This is a genomic window from Mycobacterium shottsii, assembly GCF_010728525.1.
Taxonomy (GTDB): domain Bacteria; phylum Actinomycetota; class Actinomycetes; order Mycobacteriales; family Mycobacteriaceae; genus Mycobacterium; species Mycobacterium marinum.
The window spans coordinates 2,331,189-2,349,103 of sequence record NZ_AP022572.1 but is presented as its reverse complement, the minus strand read 5'-3'; the positions used below and the strand labels follow the sequence as shown (position 1 = coordinate 2,349,103).

Annotated in this window: 18 protein-coding genes and 2 pseudogenes; 6 read left to right on the top strand and 14 right to left on the bottom strand. The window is 65.2% G+C overall.

Translation table 11 applies throughout. From position 1 onward, the window contains the following. Window positions 1-28: 28 nt before the first annotated feature. From G6N41_RS11080 to G6N41_RS11045, 8 genes and pseudogenes are all read right to left on the bottom strand, one after another. Window positions 29-1,522, bottom strand: coding sequence for a neutral zinc metallopeptidase (locus tag G6N41_RS11080; RefSeq protein WP_407663745.1), 1,494 nt, complete (start codon window positions 1,520-1,522; stop codon window positions 29-31). Window positions 1,523-1,634: 112 nt separating this feature from the next. Then, window positions 1,635-3,108 (bottom strand): annotated as a pseudogene (locus G6N41_RS11075) (M28 family peptidase). After that, a complete protein-coding gene (locus G6N41_RS11070) occupies window positions 3,105-4,616 on the bottom strand; it encodes a M28 family metallopeptidase (protein ID WP_198967367.1) in 1,512 nt (503 codons plus the stop codon). Before G6N41_RS11070 ends, G6N41_RS11075 begins: the two are co-directional and overlap by 4 nt. A gap of 132 nt (window positions 4,617-4,748) precedes the next feature. Then, the gene (locus G6N41_RS11065) at window positions 4,749-5,174 is read right to left on the bottom strand and encodes a DUF2752 domain-containing protein (RefSeq protein WP_012392673.1); all 426 of its coding nucleotides are present in this window, start codon (window positions 5,172-5,174) and stop codon (window positions 4,749-4,751) included. A 14-nt stretch (window positions 5,175-5,188) separates the two neighbouring features. Next, a complete protein-coding gene (locus tag G6N41_RS11060) occupies window positions 5,189-5,521 on the bottom strand; it encodes a CD225/dispanin family protein (protein ID WP_117388847.1) in 333 nt (110 codons plus the stop codon). A 461-nt stretch (window positions 5,522-5,982) separates the two neighbouring features. Continuing rightward, window positions 5,983-6,558, bottom strand: coding sequence for a hypothetical protein (locus G6N41_RS28465; protein WP_231608534.1), 576 nt, complete (start codon window positions 6,556-6,558; stop codon window positions 5,983-5,985). A gap of 10 nt (window positions 6,559-6,568) precedes the next feature. Then, window positions 6,569-6,724: a hypothetical protein gene (locus G6N41_RS11050; protein WP_198965232.1), complete on the bottom strand. Its 156-nt coding sequence runs from the start codon at window positions 6,722-6,724 to the stop codon at window positions 6,569-6,571. Continuing rightward, complete coding sequence (locus G6N41_RS11045; RefSeq protein ID WP_198913343.1) at window positions 6,700-6,939, bottom strand: hypothetical protein; 240 nt, start codon at window positions 6,937-6,939, stop codon at window positions 6,700-6,702. The genes G6N41_RS11050 and G6N41_RS11045 overlap by 25 nt, the downstream gene beginning before the upstream one ends. Before the next feature lie 67 nt (window positions 6,940-7,006). On the opposite strand from G6N41_RS11045, the pseudogene G6N41_RS11040 reads away from it, so the two are divergent. Continuing rightward, window positions 7,007-7,880 (top strand): annotated as a pseudogene (locus G6N41_RS11040) (IS5 family transposase). Window positions 7,881-7,987: 107 nt separating this feature from the next. On the opposite strand, the gene G6N41_RS11035 reads toward G6N41_RS11040, so the two are convergent. Beyond that, entirely contained in the window at window positions 7,988-8,203 is a 216-nt protein-coding gene (locus G6N41_RS11035; RefSeq protein ID WP_198968076.1) for a hypothetical protein, read from the bottom strand. Window positions 8,204-8,391: 188 nt separating this feature from the next. Between G6N41_RS11035 and G6N41_RS11030 the strand changes: the two genes are divergently transcribed. After that, window positions 8,392-8,922 (top strand): serine/threonine protein kinase, encoded by a 531-nt coding sequence (locus tag G6N41_RS11030; RefSeq protein WP_198967366.1) that lies wholly within the window; start codon window positions 8,392-8,394, stop codon window positions 8,920-8,922. A gap of 2 nt (window positions 8,923-8,924) precedes the next feature. Here G6N41_RS11030 and G6N41_RS11025 read toward each other — a convergent pair whose 3' ends face one another. Genes G6N41_RS11025 through thiO form a run of 4 tightly spaced genes read right to left on the bottom strand, consistent with a single transcriptional unit; the run spans window position 8,925 to window position 11,722 of the window. Then, entirely contained in the window at window positions 8,925-9,707 is a 783-nt protein-coding gene (locus tag G6N41_RS11025) for an SGNH/GDSL hydrolase family protein (protein WP_198967823.1), read from the bottom strand. Between the two features lie 17 nt (window positions 9,708-9,724). Next, the gene (gene thiG / locus G6N41_RS11020; RefSeq protein ID WP_198967365.1) at window positions 9,725-10,516 is read right to left on the bottom strand and encodes a thiazole synthase; all 792 of its coding nucleotides are present in this window, start codon (window positions 10,514-10,516) and stop codon (window positions 9,725-9,727) included. Next, window positions 10,509-10,706 carry a sulfur carrier protein ThiS gene (thiS, locus tag G6N41_RS11015; protein WP_117388845.1) on the bottom strand — a complete coding sequence of 66 codons (198 nt, stop codon included), beginning with the start codon at window positions 10,704-10,706 and terminating at the stop codon, window positions 10,509-10,511. The genes thiG and thiS overlap by 8 nt, the downstream gene beginning before the upstream one ends. Then, window positions 10,703-11,722: a glycine oxidase ThiO gene (gene thiO, locus G6N41_RS11010; RefSeq protein ID WP_198967364.1), complete on the bottom strand. Its 1,020-nt coding sequence runs from the start codon at window positions 11,720-11,722 to the stop codon at window positions 10,703-10,705. The genes thiS and thiO overlap by 4 nt, the downstream gene beginning before the upstream one ends. A 161-nt stretch (window positions 11,723-11,883) precedes the next feature. Between thiO and thiE the strand changes: the two genes are divergently transcribed. Continuing rightward, entirely contained in the window at window positions 11,884-12,546 is a 663-nt protein-coding gene (gene thiE, locus G6N41_RS11005; RefSeq protein ID WP_198967363.1) for a thiamine phosphate synthase, read from the top strand. On the opposite strand, the gene G6N41_RS11000 is transcribed toward thiE, so the two are convergent. Then, window positions 12,518-13,141 carry an NUDIX hydrolase gene (locus G6N41_RS11000; RefSeq protein WP_117388843.1) on the bottom strand — a complete coding sequence of 208 codons (624 nt, stop codon included), beginning with the start codon at window positions 13,139-13,141 and terminating at the stop codon, window positions 12,518-12,520. The genes thiE and G6N41_RS11000 overlap by 29 nt on opposite strands. 151 nt (window positions 13,142-13,292) lie before the next feature. Between G6N41_RS11000 and glnX the strand changes: the two genes are divergently transcribed. Genes glnX through G6N41_RS10985 form a run of 3 tightly spaced genes read left to right on the top strand, consistent with a single transcriptional unit; the run spans window position 13,293 to window position 17,901 of the window. Further along, the gene (gene glnX, locus G6N41_RS10995) at window positions 13,293-14,612 is read left to right on the top strand and encodes a protein kinase G-activating protein GlnX (RefSeq protein ID WP_012392664.1); all 1,320 of its coding nucleotides are present in this window, start codon (window positions 13,293-13,295) and stop codon (window positions 14,610-14,612) included. Continuing rightward, entirely contained in the window at window positions 14,612-15,598 is a 987-nt protein-coding gene (locus tag G6N41_RS10990; protein WP_198967362.1) for a glutamate ABC transporter substrate-binding protein, read from the top strand. Before glnX ends, G6N41_RS10990 begins: the two co-directional genes overlap by 1 nt. Next, a complete protein-coding gene (locus G6N41_RS10985; RefSeq protein WP_231608931.1) occupies window positions 15,598-17,901 on the top strand; it encodes a serine/threonine-protein kinase PknG in 2,304 nt (767 codons plus the stop codon). Before G6N41_RS10990 ends, G6N41_RS10985 begins: the two co-directional genes overlap by 1 nt. Window positions 17,902-17,915 lie beyond the last annotated feature (14 nt).

Sequence of the window (17,915 nt, the reverse complement as noted above, 5' to 3'; positions counted from 1 at the left end):
TCGTCCCCGTTGATCGCGCGCCGAAGCGTTATCCCGGATACCGCGAGTAGCACGCCTCCATGTCGCCACTGACTCCGGCACGGAACGCGGCGATCCGGGTGAACCCGGCCGGCACGCTGATTCCGTCGGCATCACTGGCGACCATGCGGTTGGTAAGCAGCCCTGAAACCGCTTCGTCGAGGTCCCCGGCGGTGAGGACGAGTTGCTGCCCGGACGGCAACTCGATGGGCTCGGCCATCTCGCGGTGCACGACTCCGGTCAGGCACGCGGTCCGCAGCGCAGTCCACGGGCTCTGCATCGGCAAATCACGTTGATGCTGCACTGACAGCGCGTATCGCGACATCACGATGGACAATGCGGTGTCGTCGCCTTGCGGCAGGCTGTGCTGTTTGGAGTCGGCGACCTTGCCGATCGCGGCCAGGGCGGGCAGGTCGACCGTAATGGTGTTGGTAGCCGGGCAATAGGACGCCGGTGGGCTGGGTTTCGCATCCGGACAACCGGCCTGCTGATAGGACAACGTCGGCGGATCCGTCGGCGAGAATATCTTGCCCAGCAGCTCCATCAGCGTGGTCAAGGTGTCCTGATTGATCGGTACCTCACCGGTCTCCGGGTTCCCGCTGCTGTCCACCCGCAAGCCGGTCGGCAGATCTCCGCGGCGTCGCACGATCTCCGACTCGTTGATCGCCGCACAGGCGGGGGTGCCGCTGAGAAAGCCCATCTGAAACGCGCTGACCCGGTCCAGCGCCGACCCATGCTCGTCGTCGTTTTGCTCATCGGTATCCATAACCGGGTCCCGCGTCGTGATGATCCCGGCGAGCACGTGGTCAAGCCCGTCCGCGGAGCTCAACCGGAACCGGGGCGACTTACCTTCGGCCACCCAGTACAGATAGATGCCCGCGAAGCAGTCCGCCTGCTGCTCACGGACGATGGTGGGGTCGCGCCTGGTGACCAGCTTGGCCATCACCTGCAGAGCATGCCCAAACTCATGCGCCAGCACGCCAGTCACCGAGATCTCACCGAAATACTCCTGCGCCACCGGCATGAAGACGCCGCGGTCCCAGGCGATCATGTTGCAGCGGGAGGTGAAGAAGGCGTTGACCAGCTCGTAGGTGTCGTTGTGGCAGACAATCGGGCTGTTGGGGTCGTTGGAGTCGTAGGATACCAGTTTGCTGACCGGCCTGAACGTGCCCTGCAGGGGCTCGTAGTTGGCTTTCCAGTAGTCCTGGATGTCGTTGACCGACAGTAGCGAGAGCTTGTCGATCGGGCCGTTGTTGGTATTGATCACCGTGCCGGTAGGCGGGGGTCCATCCGGCCGAGGGCCGCTAGGCCCGTTGGTCGCGGGTAGACCCCCGACCCGGAACGGATCGTTGAGGATCGACAGCGCACGTCCGTCGACGATCGTGGTACAGCCAGCCACCACCAACAGTGCTGTCAGGAAGGCGGTGGCCGCCCACAGCGAGGCGATCAGCCCGCTGTGGCGCGACCGACGCACACCAAGCCATTTCCGCCCGCGATCATCCATTCGACCAACCCCGTCCCACACTGGTCTGCACGGCAGCAACAAAGGAGATTATCCTAGTTCGGTTGCCCTGCGGTTACCGTCGGAATGCGCCGACGAGCGATGTCGGCCATCATCACGACACTCGCGCGCGGTGGCGCTTGTCGTGCGGGGTGACGCCGTTGACACCCCTGATGGACTCCGCATAAGCCCCCACCGCGAACGCCACTCCCGAGCCCATGACCTCCAATGCCTGTTTGTTGATGTTGTCGATGGTGTCGCCGACGCTCAGATACTGGGGATCGAACGCGACGCCGGCCTGTCCATCCCAAAGCCTGGCCTGCACAGTAGTTTTCGTCTGCGAGGCACCGGTGGTCACGCCCCCGATCGGCACCCCCGCCACCAGAAACGGGTGGTAGTCGGACCTGATACTCAACGGCATGTCCGCTGGGCGCTTTCCCGCCAGGTTCAAATACCCGGCCAACGTCCGCTCAATGGCCGCTGAGCCTTCCGGCACATCCGCCGATCTCACGCCGGTCCCGGGCAGACCTGACTGATCACCGTCATCGGTGAAATAGCCGGCGTTGGGGGATCCAAGCATGTCGAAGTTCAAATATAACGCGATGCTGTTGAGCCCTTCGCTATCCATTCCGAAGACGTAGTCCATGGCGCCATTGATCCCGTCCCCCCCAGAAAGCGAACCGCACCGCATTGGTCACCGGCGGCAGCGGACCCAACTGCAACGCCGTTTCCAGCACAGCGGCCACCCCGGAACCCGCGGAGTTGATCCCTGGACTTCCCGGCGGGCTGTCCAGGCGCGCGCCGACCATGACCACCTCATCCGGCGTGCCGGTTTTGGTTTTTGCCAGCACATTCCGGGACTTGATCTGGATGTTCTCGGTATCGAGCACCAGCCGGATCGGCGCGTTGGTGCGGGCCAGGGCGGCGGCGCCGCTGGCGCCGACCACCGCGACCGGCACCTTGAGTTGGTTGTAGTAACCGGGACCGAACAGGTTGGCCGAGCTTCCCCGATCCTGTGCCGCACTGATCACGATCAGCCCGACAGCGCCCTTGGCCACCGCACTGTTGTGCTTATCGACCACCGAACACCCCGTATCGTCGACCACGGCGATCGCATTGTCGGGCAGCGCTGGCGGGTAGTCGGCTACGGCGCAACCGTCTGACCGGCTGGGCCGGACCGGCGCTCCGGCCAGCCCGCCCGGTGGCGTCTGGACCAGCAGCGAGGCCTGGTCCACCGAATAGCTGCGGCCGGCGACCGTCAGTGTCGGTTTCCCCTCCGACACGGTGTACAACCGTTGGAATTCCGGGGTGGTTACCTCAAATCCTTTGACCTTTAACGCTTTCACCACATAGTCGACGCTTGCGTCGTAACCCGGTGTCCCCGTTGCCCGATTTCCGCCGTTTGAGTCGGCGACTGTCTGCAGCGCCCGCAGGTGCGCAAACATGCCGTCGCCGGTGACCTTTGCCTCCAGGTCACGACTGAGGTCCGGCGCCGCGGTCGGGGGTAGTGATTTAGGCGCCGCGCATCCCGCCAACGCACAAGCCAGTGCCAGTGTCGCGCCGAAACGCAGCACCGTTGCCCGGATCATGGTTTGGCGAGCACGTGGCGGGTACGGTCCCCGATGACTGGAACGCCGTTTCGGCCGGTCAGGTCTTGCGCGTACAAGCCCACCGCGTAGGCCACACCGCCTCCCTGGATGCCCAGCGACGTGCGGTCGATGTGGTCGATGGTGTCGGATTTCTGGTGATAGTTGGGATCGAAGGGTTCGTCGGCGGTGCCGCCCCACAGCTTTGCCTGTTCCTCGGTCATTTTGACCTCAGCACCGGAAAACAGGCCACCCGACGGGATCCCCGCCAAGGTGAATCCGTCGTAGTCGGAACGACCGTCAAACGAGGTGTCCTGCGCGATCTTGCCGGACAACCTGAGATAGGAGACCAGAGTGCGCTCGATTCCCGCCGAGCCTTCGGGCACCACCGGCTGGCCGCGCTCATCCAGCGGTAGCGACTGATCACCGTCATAGGTGAAATATCCGGGATTGGGCGAGGCCAGCATGTCGAAGTTCAGATAAAGCGCAATGTTCTTGAGCTCATCGAGGTCCAGCGACTGGACGTAGTTGCGCGCTCCAATCAGGCCCAGCTCTTCGGCGCCCCAGAACGCAACGCGAACGGCGTTGTGCACGTGTGGCGAATTGCCCAGCTGTACCGCGGTTTCCAATACCGCAGCCACGCCCGAACCGTTGTCGTTGATGCCTGGCCCCTGCGGCACGCTGTCCAGATGCGCACCCGCCATCACGACATCTCTGGTAGACCCCGTCTTGGTCTGAGCAATGACGTTGCGGGCCTTGAAGCTCTGACTGCTCGCCGTGAGCTTGATCGTCGCGGGCCCGGACTTGCCGCGCAGCTGCAGCCCCACCGACTTGGTGACACTCACTATCGGGATCTTGACGTCGGTGTTCACCCCCAAGGTGCCGCCCATCATCTGCTCGTCGACATTGTCGGCGATGATCAGTGCAACGGCGCCGCGCTGCGCGGCGGCGTCTTCTTTCTGAGCGAACTGACACTCGCCGCGGTCCACCAGTACCACCGCGCCTTTGACCGGCAGGTTGTCGTAGTCGGAGGGAGTGCAACCGGGGCTGTCATCCGACGGCGCGAGCAGCAACGGCCCGGTTACCCCGTCCGGCGGGGTGCCGAGGCTGTACTCCAGCGCGTGCGCCTCCGCGGTCATCCCGCCGACGTCCACCGATCCCTTTTCGGAATGGAACACCCGGGCCGAAAACTCGGGCGTCTGCACGTCAAAACCACTGTTGCGCAGGATGTTGACCACATAGTCGACGCTGGCCTCATAGCCAGGCGTGCCCACCGCCCGCGTGCCGTTGTTCGCGTCGGCGATCTCCTGCAACTTGGTCAGGTGCCCCATCATGGCCTCGGTAGTCACCCGATTGCGTAACGCCTCGGCGAATTCGGCTGCGGCGGGGTTGCTGGTAGCAGGCTGCGGTTGGGTCTGCGTCTGCGTCGACCAGCGAACGCAACCCACCACAAGGAAAGCAACAACAGCCACGGCAACCATCGCCGGCATGGTCCGTGATTTTTTCACCATCGCGCCCAGATTAGACCTCATCGGATACGCTTCGCCGCTTGACCGGCCGCCGGACCGGGGCGTGAATCCTTCCCTATTGCGAAAGCCGCACCCGCATAAGCGGATACGGCTTTCGTAGCGTACCAAATCAAATCAGACGAACAGCGCGTTGAACGGCGCAACCGGAATGTTGCGCACCACGAACCAGACCAGCACCAGCGACAACGTCACTGGTGCCGCCCAGCGACTGCGTTGCCAACCGCCTATGCGCCGGCCAACCAAACGACCGTAAGTCCAAACCAGGTAGGCCCACACCAAGAGCGCTGTGGCCGCCAGACCAAGCGCGTTGAATCTGGCTGCGGCCAACAGATCGCCGTGCATCAGGCTGTACAGCATTCTCAGGCTGCCGCAGCCCGGGCAGTCAATTCCCAGTAGTGCCTTGGTGGGACACACCGGTAGTGGACCGTGCGGAGTGGTCGGATCCCCCACCCAGATGGCGGCGCACACCAATGTCGTAGACGCCGCCACCAACAGCGGCGCGCCCAGACTCAGCCGGACCGCCCCTTGGTGGGTCACCATGAACTCAACCCTGCTTAGAACATCCCCGCCGCGAACATCGCAGCGTTCGACGTCCCCGCGTTCAGCGCGCCCACAGCCATCAGGATGCCGTAGATGACGAACACGATGATCCCGGCGATGGCCGACCACATGGTGAACTTCTTGGCAGAGTCAGCAGCAGCTTGGGCCTCCGCGTAACGCCCTTGCGCCCACAAGCCACTCACCTGCGTGGACTTGACGATCGCAACGATCCCGAGGGGAAGACAGCAGAACAACGTCACCAGAATCGACCAGACCAAATAGTTGTCGGGTTGCTGCCCGGCAGGCGGCTGCTGCGGCGGGTATCCGGGCGGTGGTGGCTGTGTCATGGATTCTCCAGATCAAGAGAAGTTAGCTGACGTAAAGCGGTGCTTACCATACCGGAGTGACCGTCTCGATGGCAGCATCTACGAGCAAATTGTGCGGCCACGGATCTGCGGTCCGGGCACCCATGCACTCGCCGAAATTTTCGGCCCCGCCGCGCCGCCGCGCCGACGCCCGAACCAGGCACGTTCGGCCGGGCATCGGCGCCGGTTTCAGCGCCCCGGAGCATCCACTAAATAGACTGTCCCCCTTATCATTTCAGCGATACATCAGCTCACGTCGAGGCTCGCCCGGAGGTGCCTCGAAACAGTCGCGAATACGAACGCGTCCACCGCGTATCACTATCGATTCCAAGACAGACAATTGCTATCGGAACATGTTGCATGGTCACATCCTCATGCCGCCAATTGCCGGAAGGGGTCCGTGATGCATCAAGTCAAGATGCCTGCGAAACCTGGTTCATGCATCAGGTAAGGAATGCCCGCGAAATCGGGGTCAGGTGGTGGTCTTGCTTTTGATGCGGATGCCGGCTTTGAGGGCGGGTAGAGCGGCGGGTATGGCGGCGAGGTAGAGCTGTTCGGTCTTGTCTTTGGCGAGTCTGAGCAGGGCGGCTTGCAGGTCGGCGATCTGGTGGGCGATCGCGGCGGGGTTGAGGCTGTTGCGGTAGGTGAGCAGCTCTGTTTGTTGGGCCGCTGAGAGGACTCCGGCGGCCAGCAGCCGGTCCAGGGGTCTGGGGCTTGTCGTAGAGCCGGCGGCGGTGACCGTCGCGGCTGCAGCCGTAGCTGATGGGTTTGATGGTGGGGGTCAGGTAGTTGAGCCGGTCGTTGACCAGGTGCCACAGCCGGTTGAGCACGGCGCGTTCTTCGTCGGTGTCGTAGCGGTAGTAGAACCCGTAGCGACGCACGAGGTGGTTGTTTTTGGACTCGATGGTGGCCTGGTCGTTCTTCTTGTAGGGTCGTGAGCGGGTGAAGAAGATCTCCATGTCCGCGGCCCACTTGATGACCGCCTTATTGAGGAATTCGGTGCCGTTGTCGAAGTCCAAACCCGTTACCTTATAGGGATTTTAGTAATTCCGGTTTTGAGGGCGCCCAGGATGTGGGGTGGGCGTTGTTGCGCACCGTGCGGGTGAACACCCAGCCGATGTGCATGTCGGTGAGGTTGACCGTGCGGGCGAACTCACCTTTCAGTGTCGGGCCGCAGTGCGCCACGGTGTCGCCTTCGAAGAACCCCGGAGATTCTTCGGCCTCATCGCCTGCTTTGCAGATGGTGATCGAGGACCGCAGCAGCGGGAGGGTTTCGTCGTCGACACACCCGAGATCTGGTCGCGGGCCTTGGCGCCGCGCAGGTAGCGGTCGATCGTGGCGCTGCTCATCGCCAACAGCTCGGCACGCACCGCCGGGCCGTAACGGTCACGGCCGTCCACCAGTTCGCCGTGGCGTTCTAGGGCGTGTCTGCTTAATGTGAATGGTGTTTTGGCTGATGCTGTTTGGGTGATGCGGACGCATGCGATTTCTGATGATTTGTGGTCGCTGATCGTGGCGGTGTTGCCTGCGGGGCGGCGGCGTGGCCGGCCGTGGAACGATCATCGACGTACTCTGGAGGGCATTATCTGGCGTTACCGTACGGGATCTCCGTGGCGTGACCTGCCCGAGCACTTCGGTCCCTGGCAATCGGTGGCCGAGAGGCATCTACGCTGGTCGGTCGATGGCATCTACGCGCGGATCTTCGCGGCGATCGCCTCTGACCTCGACGCCGAGGACGCCGACCTGGGCGCACTGTTGTCGGTCGATTCGACCAGTGTGCGCGCCCACCAACACGCAGCCGGAGCGCGCCCCGGGCGCCGCACAGGGGGATCTGTCGAATTACAAGAAATATCTCGATGAGCCCGATGACCACGCCATTGGGCGTTCCCGCGGCGGGCTGACTACCAAGATCCACGCCTTGACCGACCAGCTGTGCAGTCCGGTCACCCTGGCACTGTCGGCCGGTCAAGCCGGTGATAATCCGATGCTTTGGCCACTGCTGGCCGCCCGGCGCAGCAACTCATACGCCCCGTATCGCCTGCTGGCAGACAAGGCGTACTCCCATGACTCAACGCGGGCACAGCTGCGCCGGCTCAAGATCGCCCATACCATCCCCGAGCGCAGCGACCAGATCACCCGCCGCAAAGCCAAAGGCCGCAACAGAGGACGGCCTCCGGGGTTCTCAGGCCGAATCTACAAGCACCGCAACACCGTCGAGCGAAGCTTCAACCGGCTCAAACACTGGCGCGCGGTCGCCACCCGCTACGACAAATACGCCCTGACCTACCTCGGCGGTGCCACCCTGGCCGCCATCATCACCTACCACCGCGTCCGCAATTAGCAGACAGGACCTAGAGCATCCAACTGAAGTGCCATGGAAGCGGCCAGGTACCGGCCGCACTGCCCGCCTGAGGCCGCCCACACCTTCTGCAACACCTTGAGCGCATCCTAGGAGTACTTCGGATTGCGTTGCCGGCGAATCCGTTTGGCGACCTGCCGACCCGCTCCCGGCGGCGCGGCCGCCGCCCTCAACCGCCGCCGGGCGTTGTCACGCGACCAGCCGGTGACCGCCACCACCTGATCCAGAATCTGCCCCTTGCCCGCCTTCGGCGCCCCCACATACGCCCTGGCGAACTTCGCGGTGATCTCGGCCCGAGACGACATCGACAGCCCACTTCCCATGCCTGCCAAGGATCGACCGTTTCGCGGGCATTTTTACGTGATGCACCGAGGGCGCTTCACGGGCATTTTTCGTGATGCTTGCCGGGGTCTGTTTTCCCATGTGCAACACAAATAAACTCCTAAGTGCCAGCGCGAATCCGCCTCGCCCCGACGACCCGAAGGAGTCATGGATGACTCACCTCACCACCGTGCTGCGCGCCGCCACGGCTGCCGCACTGATGGGAAGCTTCGCCTACCTAGGTATTGGTATCGGTATCGGTACCGCAAGCGCAGAACCCGACAACGGCAACCCGGCCGATGTGGACACGCTTGCCGAGTCATTGTCGAAGGGCTACGACCTCACCAATTGCGCCCCCCAACCCATCAACCCAGGCGAGCTGGCCGAACTCGTGTGCGACCAGAGCGCCGACTCCGCCGGACCCGCGGAGCCCAGGTACGTCCTGTTTGCCAACACCGACGCCATGAACGGCAAGTTCAAAGCGGGTCTCAACGACGAGACACTGACCTCCTGCGGGGAGAGCCAGTCACCCACCACCTGGCACCAGGGCACCTCCGGGACAGCTGGACAGGTGGCCTGCGGCACCCACGACGGTGCGGCCGAGATCATCTGGACCACCGATGCCAAAAACGTTCTCAGCGACATACGTGGCGCCAATACCGACGTGCCCTCGCTCTACCGGTGGTGGCAGAACAACGGCTGACCTCACCGCCCCCACTGCGCTGTGATTGCCCGCGCCACCGCGTGCATCCCGGCCTCCTTAGGGTGAAGTGGCGCAGGCCGACCCGGCAGCGGGACAACGTATCTCGCGAGTCTCCCGGTTTTTTCCGCCCAGGGTTGCACCGACCACGCGTGATGGTCGCGGCTGGCCGCCGCGGCACGCACGATCTCGCAACCCGTCTCGACGGCGGCCTCGGCGGTGAGTCGCTCCAGCGTCTCGGCGACATGGCGGCCAAGCGCCGCGTCGTCCTCGGACAACGGCGGGGCGCCAACTCCCGCCGGCGGCAACAGCGTCAGGTAGTCGACAAACAGAACCCGGGCGTTTGGAGATCGCTTACGTATCGAACGCCCAACCTCACACAGTGAATCGAATACCGTTGCCAGGGCACGATCCCGGGCGTCACGGTCAAGCAGATCTGCTACCCACCCGCGAAGCATCGGTAGTCGCCGCGCGAAGTTGGGCAGCGAGGCGACTACCAGCAACGGGATGTAGCCGACGTCGTTGCCCCCGATGGTGACTGTCACCAGGGCTTCCGATCCGTCCAATGCGCAGATCTGGGGCGGCGCCCCCCGCTGGTAGTCGGTCAGCACGGCAGCGGTGGTCGCACCCGAGTAGGTGACGTCGACCAGATCCAGATTCAGTCGTTCGGCCACCAGGTGCGGGTAGTTGCGTGCCGATCGACCCGATCCCCGAGGCGCGCCCGGTGCACGCGGGGAGATGCCTGGACCTGCCGCCATCGAACTACCTAGGGCGACATAACGTTTCATCGCCGTGGGGATGGAACTCAATTGTCCAACTCCGCACCGGGCGACTGCGTTGCCAGGGTGGGGCTCGACGCCTGGGCCCAGAAGCGCTTCGGTATCCGGCCGGCACGACGCGCCAGGTAGCCGGCGGTGACGGCGGCCGACATCGCCGCGGCCATCGCCGCCGGGTCCGCCGCCCGCGTCACCGCGGTGGCTAACAGCACAGCGTCACAACCCAACTCCATCGCCAGCGCCGCATCACTGGCGGTGCCGATACCCGCATCCAGAACCACGGGAACACCCGCGCTGGCAACGATCATCTCGATGTTGTGCGGGTTGGTGATCCCCAGGCCGGTCCCGATCGGCGATCCCAGCGGCATCACTGCCGCGCAACCGGTGTCTTCCAGGCGGCGGGCCAGCACCGGGTCGTCATTGGTGTAGGGCAGCACGACGAAGCCGTCGTCGACCAACTGTTCTGCCGCTCTGACCAATTCAATCGCATCGGGCAACAGGGTGCGTTCGTCGGCGATCACCTCGAGCTTTACCCAATTGGTGTCGAGCGCCTCGCGAGCCAATTGCGCGGTCAGCACCGCCTCGGCCGCGCTGCGGCACCCGGCGGTGTTGGGTAACGGCGTGATCCCGAGCCGGTTGAGCAGGTCGAGCAGTCCGGTGCCGCCCTCGGCGTCAACCCGGCGGATCGCGACGGTGGTGAGTTCGGTACACGAAGCCACCAGCGCCTCTTGCAGCACCGCCAGATTGCTCGCTCCCCCGGTGCCCATGATGAGCCGCGAAGCAAAGCTGCGGTCGGCGATCGTCAGCTTGGACTCAACCACCTTGCACCGCCGTTACCACCTCGAGTCGATCACCTTCGGAAAGCTCTGTCGCCCAGTCAGATCGTGGCAGTACCGCCAAGTCCAATGCCACCGCGACGCCCCGATCGGGGAAACCCAACGACTGCAACAACGCGGCCACGGTGGTCTGCTCCTCGACCTCGACATGGCGCTCGTTGACAACGACGATCATGAGTGCGCTCCAATCGGAACAAGCTCGGACACGATCTGCTCAGCGGTCCACGGTGCCAACAGGAATCCCGATCGGCCTAGGCCCGCGGCCACCAGCGTGCGTGCGTCCAGACGGCCCACGATGGGCAGGTTGTCCGGTGTCATCGGACGCAATCCGGCCGTGCACTCAGCCAACTCGTACTCGCCGAGTGCCGGCATTACCGCACAAGCATCCTCGAGCAGATCACGCACGCCCGACACCACCGGGGCCAAGTCACGTCCGTGCTCATACTGGGTCGCCCCCACTACGACCCCATCCGCGCGCGGCACCAAATACACCTGGCGCCCGTGTACGCGGGCGCGTACCACCCGCTGCAGCAAAGGCATACAACCCTTTCTCCAACGCAACCGCAGCACCTCACCCTTCACCGGACGAACCGGCAGGCCCGGCCACAAGGCGGGAGCGTCGATGCCGTTGGCAATCACCACCACGTCACCGGTGGCATCGGACAAATCGGCGACCGGCCCCGCCCAGGTGACGCCACGTCGCTCACAGTCGACGGCCAGTGCGTCGAGCAAGGCGCGATTGTCCACCGCCAGCTCGGTCGTGGCACGGAAGCCGTGCCGGATGCCCTGGGCCAGCAGGGGTTCGACATCGCGGGCGGCCGATTCCCAACTCACCGGGTGCCCCTGCTCGGACAACCAATCCACGACGGTGCGCAGGTCAGCGACGTCGGCTCGGTCCACCGCCACCACCAGCGACTCCCGCGCGGTAACCACCTGCGGTGGCAGCCCGTCCAGAAAGCCGCTCTCGTGCCACAGCCGCAGCGACTCCAGCCCGAGCCGCAGCAACCGTTCTTCACCGGGCCAACCCTCGCTGTGCGGGGCAAGCATTCCACCGGCGGCCCAGGAGGCGCCCGGTTCGGCACGGCGATGTACCCGCACCGCCCATCCGCCCTGTGCTGCCCGCCGTGCCACCGACAGGCCAATAACGCCGCCACCAATGACAGCCAGCGACCCCATGGATGGGGATGACATTTACTGCTCCCTTCGCCGGCATGACCCGGATCAGGTGTGACGGTCAGGACAGGCCCGGTTGTGCACCGGCTGTGCCCACTCTCAGCCCCGCTGGTTACCCGGGACTCCCGTGTTCTTCAGGGTTGCGCTCCGGTTCTAAGCTAGCGCGCTAACGTCTCGGTGTGCACTCCCGACTGGCTACCGCAAGGCTTTATCTGTGCACCGATGCCCGCCGTGAGCGCGGTGACCTGGCTGATTTCGCTGACGCCGCCCTGGCCGGCGGCGTCGACATCATCCAGCTGCGCGACAAAGGTTCGGCCGGTGAGCAGCGGTTTGGCCCCCTCGAAGCGCGTGACGAGCTCACCGCCTGCGAGATCCTGGCCGACGCGGCCGCTCGACACGCAGCCATGTTCGCGGTCAACGACCGCGCCGATATCGCCCGCGCCGCGCGCGCCGACGTGCTGCACCTGGGTCAGCGCGACCTTCCGGTCGACGTGGTACGCGCAATCACCGGACCGGCCACGCTGATCGGCCAATCCACTCACGACCGCGACCAGGTTTCCGCGGCGGCGATCGGGGCGGTCGACTACTTCTGCGTCGGGCCCTGCTGGCCCACCCCGACCAAGCCGGGCCGCACGGCCCCGGGCCTAGGCTTGGTCCGTTTCGCCGCCGACGTCGCCGGCGCCAAACCGTGGTTTGCCATCGGCGGCATCGACGGGGTGCGCCTGCCCGAGGTTCTCGCCGCCGGCGCCCGACGGATCGTGGTGGTGCGGGCGATTACCGCGGCCGACGACCCGCGAGAGGCCGCGGCAAAGCTCAAGTCAGAGCTTCTAGCAGCGATATGACCCGCGGACTCAGCTGCGAGGGCACCTGATCGGCGTCCCCGGGCATGCACCAGACGAACACGCCCGGCTCAACCTCCACAGTGCGCGGCAGGAGTTCACGACGTTGATCGCCCCGCTCCAGCGGCACGGTCACCGGGGCGCAGCGCAGCCCCTGCCAACTGGCGGCAAATCCGGGATGCAACGGAAAGTCCACCACTTCGCCCTCGGCAACCCAGCGCAGCTCCGCGCTCTCCCGATCGGGGACCGCGTGCAGCAACTCCCGGGTGTCGGCGATCACCGTCGTGTAGGTCCATGCGGTGCCGCTGGGCCTGGCCGTCACCGTCACCGCCCGCACGGTCAGCCGCTCGGCCGGCAGTCGCGCCTCTTCGTGGGCTTCGCGCAGCGCCGTCTGTTCCGGAGTCTCGTGGCTGTCGCGGGCGCCCCCCGGCAAGCCCCAGGTGCCGCCTTGATGGCTCCAGAACGCTCGATGCTGCAACAACACGGCTGGGGTGCCGTCGGGTCGCGGCGCCCGAAGCAGCAGCCCGGCCGAGCCAAATCGGCCCCAGTAGTGCACACCGCTCTCGGAGATGACCCAACCGTCGCCGTCGCCCCGCACGGATCAAGGATAGGTAGGCGGAGGTTCAACGAAGTTCCGGGGAATTTGGGGGCCAAATTTGGTCCGCCGCCACCGGCATCTGTCGGAACATTCTCTTAGAATCCGCTTATACGGTTTCCTGACACGGCCGAAAGACGAGGTCCAAGCAGACGTGACGGTTGAGTTGGCGCACCCGTCGACCGAACCGCTGGGATCGCGGTCACCGGCCGAGCCGGCCCATCCCCGCTGGTGGTTCGTCTCGACGACGCCCGGGCGCATTCTGACGATCGGCATCGTGTTGGCGGCGCTCGGCGTTGCCAGCGCGTTTGCCACCTCGACGACCATCAACCACCGCCAGCAGGTGCTGACCACCGTGCTCGACCACACCGAGCCGCTCTCGTTCGCGGCCGGACGGCTCTACACCACGCTGTCGGTGGCTGACGCCGCGGCGGCCACCGCATTCATCGCACAGGCCGAACCCCGCGCCGTCCGGCTCCGCTACGAACAGGCCATCACCGACGCGTCGGTGGCGGTGACCCGCGCGTCCAGCGGCCTCACCGATGAATCGCTGGTGCAGCTGCTGGGCCGAATCAACGCCGAGTTGTCCGTCTATACCGGTCTCGTCGAGATCGCGCGCACCAACAACCGAGCGGGTAACCCGGTCGGGTCCTCATATCTGTCCGAGGCATCGGGACTGATGCAGTCGACGATCCTGCCCGACGCGCAACAGCTCTACGAGGCGACATCGACGCGAGTGGACAGCGAGACCACCGCGTCCACCCAGATCCCGGCTCCGGTGATCCTCGTCGTTGCCACCACGGTGGCGTTCGGCGCGTTCGCGCACCGCTGGCTGGCCCGCCGGACCAGGCGACGAATCAACCCCGGCCTTGTGGTCGGAGCGCTCGGTATTCTCGTCATGGTGGTGTGGGTAGGAACTGCGCTGACACTCTCAACGGCCGCGAGCCGTATCGCTAAAGACACCGCGGCCGAGTCCCTCAAGACGGTCACAAACTTGGCCATCACCGCCCAGCAGGCACGAGCCGATGAGACGCTGTCGCTGATCCGGCGCGGTGATCAAGAGGTCCGCAAGCAATCCTTCTACCAGCGCATCGAGGACATGCATCGCCAGCTCGACGAGTACATGGCCCGCCCCGATGCGGTCGACAAGCCCGACTTACAGGGCGCCGAACAGCTGTTGGTGCGCTGGCAACAGGCCAACGACCGGATCAACTCCTACATCTCGGTCGGCAACTATCGTGCCGCTACCCAGGTGGCACTGGGCGAGAGTGAGGACGATTCCACCCCGGCTTTCGACAAGCTCGACGAAGCGCTGACCAGGGCCATGGATCAAAGCCGCAATCACCTGCGTACCGATGTCCGCAACGCGCGCCGAGGATTGGCCGGTGCCCAAATGGGTGGTGTCGTGCTGAGTTTGAGCGCCGCGATCGCGGTGGCCCTCGGTCTGTGGCCCAGGCTGAAAGAATATCGCTGATGAGGCGCCTGCCCGGACTCCCGAGGGCGGCATCTGCGCTCGCAGTGCTCGCCCTGGTCATCACGCTGGACGGGTGTGGTCACTCCGAGCCGCTGAAAGTCGAGTCGACGCCCACCCTGCCGCTGCCCACCCCGGTCGGCATGGAAGTCATGCCGCCGGAGCCTCCGCTTCCAGCGGACAGCTCCAGCCAGGACTGCGATCCCACCGCCAGCCTGCGTCCGTTTCCCACCAAAGCCGAGGCCGACGCCGCGGTGGCCGACATCCGCGCGCGGGGACGGCTGATCGTCGGACTCGACATCGGCAGCAACCTGTTCAGTTTCCGCGACCCGATCACCGGCGAGATCACCGGCTTCGACGTCGACATCGCCAGCGAAGTGGCACGCGACATCTTCGGCGGCCCCACCCATGTCGAGTACCGGATCTTGTCGGCGGCCGAACGCATCACCGCGCTGCAGAGCTCCCAGGTCGACGTGGTGGTCAAGACCATGACGATCACTTGCGAGCGGCGCAAGCTGGTGAACTTTTCCACCGTCTACCTCGACGCCAACCAGCGGATTCTGACCTCACGCGACTCGCCGATTTTCAAGGTGTCCGATCTGTCCGGCAAGCGAGTCTGCGTGGCCCGCGGCACCACGTCGTTGCGCCGCATCCGCGAGATCGCACCGCCGCCGGTCATCGTGTCGGTGGTGAACTGGGCTGACTGCCTGGTGGCACTGCAGCAACGCGAGATCGACGCCGTCAGTACCGATGACACGATCCTGGCCGGGCTGGTGGAAGAGGACCCCTACCTGCATATCGTCGGGCCAAACATGGCCAATCAACCTTACGGCATCGGGATCAATCTGGACAACACCGGACTCGTCCGATTCGTCAATGGCACGCTGGAACGCATCCGCAATGACGGGACCTGGAACACGCTCTACCGCAAATGGTTGTCGGTGCTCGGGCCGGCGCCCGCACCGCCCCGGCCTAGGTACGTGGACTGATGGCCGAGGCGGTCAAGAAGGGCCTGCAAGAAACGTCGGGAACCGAAAATCCGCGGCCCGACGAAGACGAACAGGAAGCGGGCCCCGGAACGCAGCCGGCCGACGTGCAGACCGGCGCGGCCGCCTGGAGCCGGCCGGTCGGCACCCAGGCACTGTTCCGGCCGAATTTCGACGATGACGACGAAGACGACATCACGCTGGGCACCCTCGATATGCAGCCGCAGGGACCGCGGGCGGCCGCGACGCGAGCGCGGCTACCGGTCCGACGACTCGGCGGCGGCCTGGTGGAGATCCCGAGGGTGCCCGATACCGATCCGCTCAAAGCGCTGATGACCGATCCGGTAGTCCCGGAAGCCAAGCGGTTCTGCTGGAACTGCGGGCGTCCGGTCGGCCGCAGCGACTCGGAGACCAAGGGGGCATCGGAAGGCTGGTGCCCGTATTGCGGCAGCCCGTATTCCTTCTTGCCCCAGCTCAGCCCCGGTGACACCATTGCCGGCCAGTACGAGGTCAAGGGCTGCATCGCGCACGGCGGAATGGGCTGGATATACCTGGCCCTGGACCGCAACGTCAACGACCGGCCAGTCGTACTCAAAGGCCTGGTGCATTCGGGCGATGCCGAGGCCCAGGCCATCGCAATGGCGGAGCGACAGTTCCTCGCCGAGGTGGTCCACCCGTCGATCGTGCAGATCTTCAACTTCGTCGAGCACACCGACAAGCACGGGGATCCGGTCGGCTACATCGTCATGGAGTACGTCGGCGGGCGGTCGCTCAAGCGGCGCAAGGGCGAGAAGCTTCCGGTCTCCGAGGCGATCGCCTATCTCCTGGAAATCCTTCCGGCATTGGCCTACCTGCATGCTCTCGGCCTGGTCTACAACGACTTGAAGCCGGAGAACATCATGCTCACCGAAGAGCAGCTCAAGCTGATCGACCTGGGTGCGGTGTCGCGGATCAACTCCTTCGGTTACCTCTATGGCACTCCCGGCTTCCAGGCGCCAGAGATCGTGCGGACCGGCCCCACCGTGGCCACCGACATCTACACGGTGGGGCGCACGCTGGCCGCGCTCACCTTGAACCTGCCTACCCGCAATGGCCGCTACCTCGATGGATTGCCCGACGACGATCCGGTGCTGGCCAGCTACGACTCGTTCGGCCGCCTGCTGCGCCGCGCCATCGACCCGGACCCACGGCGGCGGTTCGCCAGCGCCGAGGAGATGTCCGGGCAGCTGATGGGTGTCTTGCGCGAGGTGGTTGCCCAAGACACCGGGGTCCCCCGCCCCGGCCTGTCGACAATGTTCAGCCCCAGCCGCTCGACGTTTGGGGTTGACCTGCTGGTCGCGCACACTGACGTATATCAAGACGGTCAGGTGCATTCGGAAAAGCTGACCGCCAAGGAGATCGTGACGGCACTGCAGGTACCGCTGGTCGATCGGACCGACGTCGCGGCCTCCGTCCTGCAGGCGACGGTGCTCTCCCAGCCCGTCCAGACCCTGGACTCACTGCGCGCCGCCCGGCACGGCGCGCTGGACTCCGACGGCGCCGACCTCTCCGAATCGGTGGAACTGCCGTTGATGGAGGTTCGTGCCCTGCTGGATCTCGGCGACGTCGCCAAGGCCACCCGCAAACTCGACGACCTGTCCGAGCGGGTGGGCTGGCGCTGGCGGCTGGTCTGGTATCGGGCCGTCTCGGAGTTACTCACTGGCGCCTATGACGCCGCGATCAAACACTTCACCGAAGTTCTGGACACCTTCCCGGGCGAACTTGCGCCCAAACTGGCGCTGGCCGCGACCGCCGAACTGGCCGGATACACCGACGGGACCAACTTTTACCAGACCGTGTGGAGCACCAACGACGGCGTCATCTCGGCGGCATTCGGACTGGCCAGAGCCCTTTCCGCGCAAGGCGAACGAGCCGGTGCGGTACGCACCCTCGATGAAGTCCCTCCTAGCTCGAGGCATTTCACCACGGCGCGGTTGACCAGTGCGGTGACCCTGCTCTCGGGACGGTCGCACGGCGAGATCACCGAAGACCAGATCCGCGACGCCGCACGCAGAGTCGATGCACTGCCACCCACCGAACCGCGTGTGCTCCAGATCCGCGCCCTGGTGCTGGGCGGCGCGATGGACTGGTTGCAGGACAACGAGGCCAGCACCAACCACATCCTTGGCTTTCCCTTCACCGATCACGGGCTCCGGCTGGGCGTGGAGGCCTCGCTGCGCAGCCTGGCCCGCGTCGCCCCCACCCAGCGGCACCGCTACACCCTGGTCGACATGGCCAACAAGGTGCGGCCCACCAGCACGTTCTAGGGTGCGCTCACGCT

What these genes read in the sequence shown, in the direction of transcription:
- G6N41_RS11030 (WP_198967366.1), top strand. Translation starts at nt 8,392, where the DNA reads ATGACTCACCTCACCACCGTGCTGCGCGCCGCCACGGCTGCCGCACTG.
- G6N41_RS11060 (WP_117388847.1), bottom strand. Translation starts at nt 5,521, where the DNA reads ATGACACAGCCACCACCGCCCGGATACCCGCCGCAGCAGCCGCCTGCC.
- G6N41_RS11035 (WP_198968076.1), bottom strand. Translation starts at nt 8,203, where the DNA reads ATGTCGTCTCGGGCCGAGATCACCGCGAAGTTCGCCAGGGCGTATGTG.
- G6N41_RS11070 (WP_198967367.1), bottom strand. Translation starts at nt 4,616, where the DNA reads ATGGTGAAAAAATCACGGACCATGCCGGCGATGGTTGCCGTGGCTGTT.
- G6N41_RS11025 (WP_198967823.1), bottom strand. Translation starts at nt 9,707, where the DNA reads ATGAAACGTTATGTCGCCCTAGGTAGTTCGATGGCGGCAGGTCCAGGC.
- G6N41_RS11065 (WP_012392673.1), bottom strand. Translation starts at nt 5,174, where the DNA reads ATGGTGACCCACCAAGGGGCGGTCCGGCTGAGTCTGGGCGCGCCGCTG.
- thiS (WP_117388845.1), bottom strand. Translation starts at nt 10,706, where the DNA reads ATGATCGTCGTTGTCAACGAGCGCCATGTCGAGGTCGAGGAGCAGACC.
- G6N41_RS10985 (WP_231608931.1), top strand. Translation starts at nt 15,598, where the DNA reads ATGGCCGAGGCGGTCAAGAAGGGCCTGCAAGAAACGTCGGGAACCGAA.
- G6N41_RS11080 (WP_407663745.1), bottom strand. Translation starts at nt 1,522, where the DNA reads ATGGATGATCGCGGGCGGAAATGGCTTGGTGTGCGTCGGTCGCGCCAC.
- thiO (WP_198967364.1), bottom strand. Translation starts at nt 11,722, where the DNA reads ATGTCATCCCCATCCATGGGGTCGCTGGCTGTCATTGGTGGCGGCGTT.
- G6N41_RS10990 (WP_198967362.1), top strand. Translation starts at nt 14,612, where the DNA reads ATGAGGCGCCTGCCCGGACTCCCGAGGGCGGCATCTGCGCTCGCAGTG.